We start from the raw sequence: 1,002 nt of genomic DNA, 5'->3' as shown, positions 1-1,002 counted from the left end.
CTTTTGTTCATTGCTGGCAACTTTGGCTTAAATATTGCTGCTGATACTGGTCCTTTGGCTTTGGCACAACTAACCGATCCTGCTGCTGGCGCGGCAATTAATTGGGCGACTCTGTTAGCGTTGGGATTGGGGGATATTGTGGCGATCGATTTTATGGCAAGAATCTTTGCCGCTGACAGTCCCGAAACTGCCCAAAGGGCTTGTCTAATAGGTTGTGTGGGAACTTTAATTATCGGCATTCCGTTTTCGTTGATTGCTCTGTCTGCACCTCAAATTCTCGCCTCGGCCGGGATTACCCCCGATGGACCGCTCCTTTATGCTCTCCTCGATGGTATAGTACCTCCCCTGCTGGGATTATTAGTCATCGTCGCCATTCTTTCCGCGTCTCTTTCTACCGCTGATGGTGCAATTTTGGGTACTTCTTCCGTAATTGCTCATAATATTATTGGTATCCGCCATGACGACCACAACGCAGCAGGAGACAGGCTGTTAATGATTACCCGCGTCATGGCTTTTGTAATTACCACTTTAGGAGTGATTTTTGCTTTAAAAGTTCCTCAAACTGGAGTTCTACTACTGCTAGCTTTCGATCTGGGATTTGCAGGGTTGGTAATACCCCTAGCGGGTGGAATTTACTGGTCTAAAGCAACTTGGCAGGGTGCCCTATCCTGTATTATTCTGGGTTCGCTGACGCGGCTGATACTATTTGTATTGATGCCTACTACTTTCGGTATCGATAATACACTGTTATATATTCCTAACAGTATTTTTACTGCTGATTTCGATGGTTTCCCCACTCTGATTAGTCCTTTGGTGGGATTGGTCGCATTTATTCTCGTCTCCAATATAACTGGAGGAAGTAAAATTACTAGACAGAGCGTGCGGTCTGAAGAAAGAGAAGCTCAATTGTATCGCGGTTAAAATTATGGCGATCACTTCTAGTAATGTTATCCCATATATTACGGAATGGGTTTTCCAGCATCAAAATTAAAAAAATATCGG

At 44.5% G+C, this 1,002-nt stretch carries 1 pseudogene; it reads left to right on the top strand.

Annotation, left to right across the window (positions count from 1 at the left end):
* Positions 1 to 921: pseudogene (locus F6K53_RS45565) on the top strand (sodium:solute symporter); the annotation flags it as partial.
* Positions 922 to 1,002: the final 81 nt, after the last annotated feature.

Origin of the sequence: Moorena sp. SIO4A1 (genome assembly GCF_010672065.1) — a bacterium.
In the GTDB taxonomy this organism is placed as follows: domain Bacteria; phylum Cyanobacteriota; class Cyanobacteriia; order Cyanobacteriales; family Coleofasciculaceae; genus Moorena.
Note: the sequence above shows the minus strand (reverse complement) of the source record. Positions and strands in the feature narration are given on the sequence as shown.